The organism is Paenibacillus sp. AR247 (genome assembly GCF_002968895.1).
GTDB classification, from domain to species: Bacteria; Bacillota; Bacilli; order Paenibacillales; family Paenibacillaceae; genus Paenibacillus_AQ; species Paenibacillus_AQ favisporus.
Window position 1 is genome coordinate 1 of the sequence record NZ_PCZT01000012.1, and the last position, 5,623, is coordinate 5,623.

Below are 5,623 nucleotides of genomic sequence, written 5' to 3' on the forward strand. Positions count from 1 at the left end.
CTTTGAAAGTACGTCGATTAGACGTTTTTCTTTAAGATTATAGAATTTTAAATTTCAGCGAAGCTGAGCCATTCTATAATCGCAAGAAAAACTTCAGCTAAACGCGGTCTATCTTCTTTGAAAGTACGTCGATAGACGTTTTTCTTATGCCGGGGAGTCCGGTCTTTCCTTCTTTTGGCTGCGGTTACAAAGCAATAGCATCGGGGCTAAGCAGTAAGGTACAATGAAGAGGGGGCATATTCAAGCGGTTACGAAAGCAAAAGGACATGCTGCACCCAGATATCCGTGAACCGCGAGGTGATGCAATGAGTCCGAAAGGTTTGACGGTCAGGGAGATGCTGAAGCTGCCGGTGATGGAACATGCGCAGCTGATCAGCGGGGAACGCGGCCTTGACCGTATCGTACAATATATAGATATTTGGGAGGTTCCCGATATCGGAAATTGGCTGCGGGAAGGCGAGATGGTGCTGACGACAGGCTATTCGACCCGGAACGACCCGTCGCTGCTGGTCGAAATGATCGAACAGCTCGCCAAAGTGAACGGGGCGGGGGTGGCCATTAAGCCGGAACGCTTTATTCCCCATATCCCGCAGGAAATGATCGATAAAAGCAACCAATACGATATTCCGATCATTCAGCTTCCTATCGGGATGGCTTACATTGACATAACATATCATGTTATGGATCAAATTTTAAACCGGCAGGCTGTGCTGCTAAGGCGGGCCGAAGAGGTCAATAAGGCGCTGACCCGGCTGGTATTGAACAATAAAGGCATTCAGGTCGTCGCTGACAACGTCTCGGAGTTAATCGATTCGCCGATATGGATCATCGGTAAGGCCGGAGAGGTGCTGGCGTCGTCGCCGGAAGGGTACCCTTACCGGTCTTCGGGGAAGCATCACCAGTGGGAGGTTAGCGTCGACAACAAAATGCTGGGTAAATTCGTGGTGGAGAAGCGGGAGCTGAATGAGCTGGATCTCATGCTGATTGAGCAGGCAAGGCTCGTTTTCTCGCTTGAGCTGATGAGGAACAAAATCGCCAAGGACACGGAAAACCGGCTGCGGGGCACGTTTTTCGAGGAGCTGATTTTGAACACGGTGTCCGATGAGCGGGTGACGGCCTCCAGGGGGCGGCAGCTCGGTCTTTCGCCCGAATGGCTGTGGGAAGTGGCTGTCGTAGAGGCAGATGAGCCCTTTTACAATGAGGACAGCACTGTCGTCACCAATATCCAGGCGTTCATACGCAAGGAGTCCTCCGCGCGGAAAGTCCGGTCCCAGCTCCAAATCCATGGGGGAAGGATCGTGTTGTTTCTGCCCTCCGCCAAGCCTGCGGGACAGGACCGCCGGATCGTGGACAAGGATGTGCCGCTTCCATGGTGCGATGCCCTTTCCGGGCAGCTGAGCTCTTGGGAAGGAGTGCGGATGGGCATCGGCCGTCCGGGCTCCCTGGTCGAGGCGCACCGAAGCTATGGCGAAGCCCGAACGGCGGTGTCAATCGGATACCGGCTGAACCAGGAGCGCCGGATGTTCACCTACACGGAAGTGGAGATGATCCACCTGCTGCAGGAATCGACCGACCCTGCCCGCCTGAACCGGTTCGTTGAGGAGAAGGTAGGCGTGCTCGCTGAACATGACAGGACCCACGGCACAAATTACGTCAGGACGCTATATCATTATATGGCGACAGGCGGCAGCCTGAACGAAACGTCGTTGCGGATGTTTATTCACCGCAATTCGGTAAATTACCGGATGGACCGGATTAAATCGATTCTTGATCTGGATTTGAACAATCCAAGGTGCCGTTTCGAATTGTACTTATGCACGACATTTTATTTATTAAATCATTAGCGGATCAAAGCGACCCTTTGTGCCATGAGCACAAAGGGTCGCTTTCAGTTTTGGTGGATGAGTACATTGTTCCATCGGGGTGAAAGGCATAAAATCTAATGTAATATATTTTAACATCAATAGTTTAAAGGAACGAAGGGGTGATCGACTTGATAGGATTAATTCGTGTATTTACGGCGAAAGATAATGAAGTGCTGCAAGCGCATGGAAACATGATTCAAGAGCAATTTGAAGTCCCTGTCATGAGCAGAAGCATATCTGATCAACCGCTGGGCATTTACGATGATGCGTCGGAGGAAGCAGCCCTTCCGAAAATCGTAGAGCTGGGCATCCAGATGGAGCAGGAAGGCTGCCGCCTGCTTATTGTCAGCTGCGCCGCCGATCCGGGCGTCCGGGAATTGCGTAGCCGCGTGTCGATCCCCGTCATCGGGGCTGGAAGCTCGGCTGCTTTGGTCGCTCTCTCGCTAGGCGAGCCCAACATTAACGTGGAGGCTCTCTATATCGCCCATGGCGTCATGATCGGCGCAGGGATCGTCGCCCTCGTTCAAGCCGCGATTCTGATTTTCAAGCGGCCGAAAAAATCGGAGCGAGAAGCTGACGATTCGAAGTATACCCGCACGGAGGGTGAAGCGAGACGCTCCCTGGGACTGGGCTTTGTCGCTTACCTGATCATCGCACTTATTATCGCCATCATCGGCGGCCTGATGACGAAGATGTCCCTCGGCATGCTGATCGGCTTCCTGTTCTTTGCAGCCTTTGCCGCGTTTGTGCACGAAATTATCGTCGGCATCGCGGCCATGCATTCCGGCTGGTTCCCTGCCTTTGCCGTCGCGTTCATTACGCTTTTGTTCGGCATGCTGATCGGCTTTCCGCCGGTGGCGCTGGCCCTTTTGGCCGGATTCAGTGCCGCTACGGGCCCGGCGTTTGCGGACATGGGATACGACCTGAAGACTGGCTACATTCTGCGCGGCAACGGGGAGGATCCCGAATTTGAAAAGCGGGGCAGAAAGCAGCAGTACATGACAGGTATGATCGCCTTCGGCGTAGCCGTTATCGTTGTTGCCCTGACGTATAACTCGTACTTCTCGCAAAAGCTCGTTCCGCCGATCGATACGGTTTACGTATCGACGATTCAAGCGGGAACCTCGGGCGACGTGGCGATGAAGCTGCTGCTGTGGGCCATTCCGGGCGCCATTCTGCAGCTCATCGGCGGTGCAAAGCGCCAGATCGGCGTCATGTTCGCGACAGGCCTCCTCATTGCGACGCCGAACGCCTGCTGGGCGGTCCTGGCGGGTCTCTTGATCCGGATCGTCGTCCTGAAAGTGAAAGGCAAGGAAGCCGAGACACCAATGAGTATCCTGGCGGCCGGATTTATCGCAGGGGATGCGCTGTACAGCTTCTTTAACTCGATATTCAAAATCAGAAAGTAGGTGCATACACCAATGGCACGTATACCTTTGGATGAAAGCATGATGGAGAGCGCCGTTTATGGCGGCGCGGTCCTGGGCGGCGGCGGTGGCGGCTGGATCGAGGAAGGCCTGCAAATCGGCCGGCTCGCGCTCGAGCTGGGACAGCCGGAGCTGCGCACCATCGACGAATTCGCCGATAACGACACGCTCGTAACCGTATCGCTGGTCGGTGCACCAGGGGCAAAAGATAAGTATCTGAAGCCCATTCACTACTCCAAAGCGCTGGACATGCTGGCCGGCTTGCTTGGCAAGCCGATCTCGGCCATTCACACCAATGAGAACGGGGCCGGCACAACGGTCAACGGATGGCTGCAGTCAGTCATTACCGGTATTCCGCTGGTCGACTTCGCCTGCAACGGCAGAGCGCATCCGACAGGCACGATGGGCGCCCTGAATCTAACGGAGGTGGAAGATTACGTGTCCCACCAAACGGCCATCGGCGGCAAAGGCGACAACTATCTGGAGTTCAGCATCTCCAGCTCCCTCGGGAAAGCGGCATCGATGGTCCGCAAAGCGTCGGTGGAGGCGGGCGGCCTGGTCGCGGTGGCGAGAAATCCGGTGACCGCTGCCTATGCGAAGCAGAACGGCGCTCCGGGAGCCATCTCGCAGGCGATCGAAGTCGGCCGGGCGCTGCTCGGCGCCAAGGGCGAAGCAGCTATCGAAGCGGTTGTCGCCAAGCTCGGCGGCCGGATCGTAGCGGCCGGAGAAGTGACGGATTTCCAGATCGAGATGACCGGCGGATTCGATGTCGGGACCGTGCAGATCGACGGGTTCGAAATGACGTTCTGGAATGAATACATGACGCTGGAAAAGGACGGGGAACGCTTCGCGACATTCCCGGACCTGATCATGACCCTGGACGCCAAGACGGCCAGACCCGTCGTGACCGCCGCTTTGGAGAAGGGACAGCAGCTCGCCGTGATCGTCGTGCCGAAGGAGAAGCTGCTCCTCAGCACCACGATGCGCAACAAGAAGCTGATGCTGCCGGTGGAAGACATTATCAAGAAACCGGTTCTGAATTATTTGTTCTAAATCGTTACGGATGGTTCGAAAGGTACAAAGAGAACACCCGCACAACAGACAGAAGATGGAGGTATCGGTCATATGACACTCAAGCAAACGATGATTTCGCTGGACGCGATGGATGATGGCTATGTAACGGGAGAGAAGGTCAAAGCGCTGTTCGCCGACTATGCGGAGATTTCCGCCCACGTACAAAAAGTAACCGGCGAAAAGGGAAGCACCGATTTTATTAAAATCGTCATTCCGGGAACCGAGGGCAAGTCCAAGGGCGGTTCTGTTCCGACCCTCGGCATCGTTGGACGCCTTGGTGGCATCGGCGCCCGTCCAAGCCGGATCGGGCTCGTCTCCGACGCTGACGGAGCAGTAGCGGCGGTTGCTTCCGCGCTTAAGCTCGCGGATATGCAGGTCAAGGGAGACCGCCTCAAAGGCGACGTTATCGTGACGACGCATATTTGTCCCGACGCCCCGACCCGTCCGCATGAGCCGGTAGATTTTATGGATTCGCCGGTTGATATCGGTGCGATGAACGCCCACGAGGTGCTGCCGGAAATGGACGCGGTCCTCTCGATCGACACGACGAAGGGCAACCGGGTCATCAACCATAAAGGCTTCGCCATATCGCCGACCGTCAAGGAAGGTTACATTTTGCGGGTGAGCGAGGACCTGCTTCGCATTATGGAAATGACGACGGGACTGCTGCCGGTGACGTTCCCGATCACGATGCAGGACATTACACCTTACGGCAACGACCTGTACCACATTAACTCGATCCTGCAGCCTGCCGTGGCCACCTCGGCACCGGTCGTCGGGGTAGCCGTAACGGCCCAGTCGGTCGTGCCGGGATGCGGCACGGGGGCGAGCCACGAGATCGACATCGCCGCCGCGGTCCGCTTTGCGGTGGAAGTCGCCAAAGAGGTCACGAACGGAACCTGCGCGTTTTATAATCCGGATGAATATGACCGGATCGTCAAGCTGTACGGTTCGATGAAGGTGCTGCAGACGGCGGGGAATGCCTGAGTCAGCACAGAAGAGGGAAGAGGCCAAACGGCTGTCTTCCCTTTTTCAGCAGGGAGATCCCCGTTTGAGGACGATTCAATCATGACGTAACCAGGGGATCACGAACAATGTGGAATGGGGAAGCCTCATTCGATATCGATCATGGTGAAGGAGGATCAGCGGTATGACGAAACTGGGGGTAATTACGATCGGGCAGGCGCCGCGGAAGGACGTTACGCCGATTCTGGAGGAGCATTTGCCAAGCCGGGTGGACATCGTTCAAGCCGGCGT

The 5,623-nt window shown here is 55.8% G+C and carries 5 protein-coding genes; all 5 read left to right on the top strand.

What is annotated here, in order from left to right:
* The first annotated feature begins 305 nt into the window (after positions 1 to 305).
* Positions 306 to 1,844 carry a PucR family transcriptional regulator gene (locus CPT76_RS21295; protein WP_105444397.1) on the top strand — a complete coding sequence of 513 codons (1,539 nt, stop codon included), beginning with the start codon at positions 306 to 308 and terminating at the stop codon, positions 1,842 to 1,844.
* 242 nt (positions 1,845 to 2,086) lie between these two features.
* A complete protein-coding gene (locus CPT76_RS21300; protein WP_374954722.1) occupies positions 2,087 to 3,274 on the top strand; it encodes an OPT/YSL family transporter in 1,188 nt (395 codons plus the stop codon).
* A 12-nt stretch (positions 3,275 to 3,286) separates the two neighbouring features.
* On the top strand, positions 3,287 to 4,345 hold the full coding sequence (locus tag CPT76_RS21305) for an S-methyl thiohydantoin desulfurase family protein (RefSeq protein ID WP_105444398.1): 1,059 nt from the start codon (positions 3,287 to 3,289) through the stop codon (positions 4,343 to 4,345).
* A gap of 72 nt (positions 4,346 to 4,417) precedes the next feature.
* Positions 4,418 to 5,353, top strand: coding sequence for a DUF1177 domain-containing protein (locus tag CPT76_RS21310; protein ID WP_105444399.1), 936 nt, complete (start codon positions 4,418 to 4,420; stop codon positions 5,351 to 5,353).
* A gap of 163 nt (positions 5,354 to 5,516) precedes the next feature.
* Positions 5,517 to 5,623: AroM family protein (locus CPT76_RS21315; protein WP_146116394.1), on the top strand; the 107-nt coding region annotated here is incomplete at its 3' end.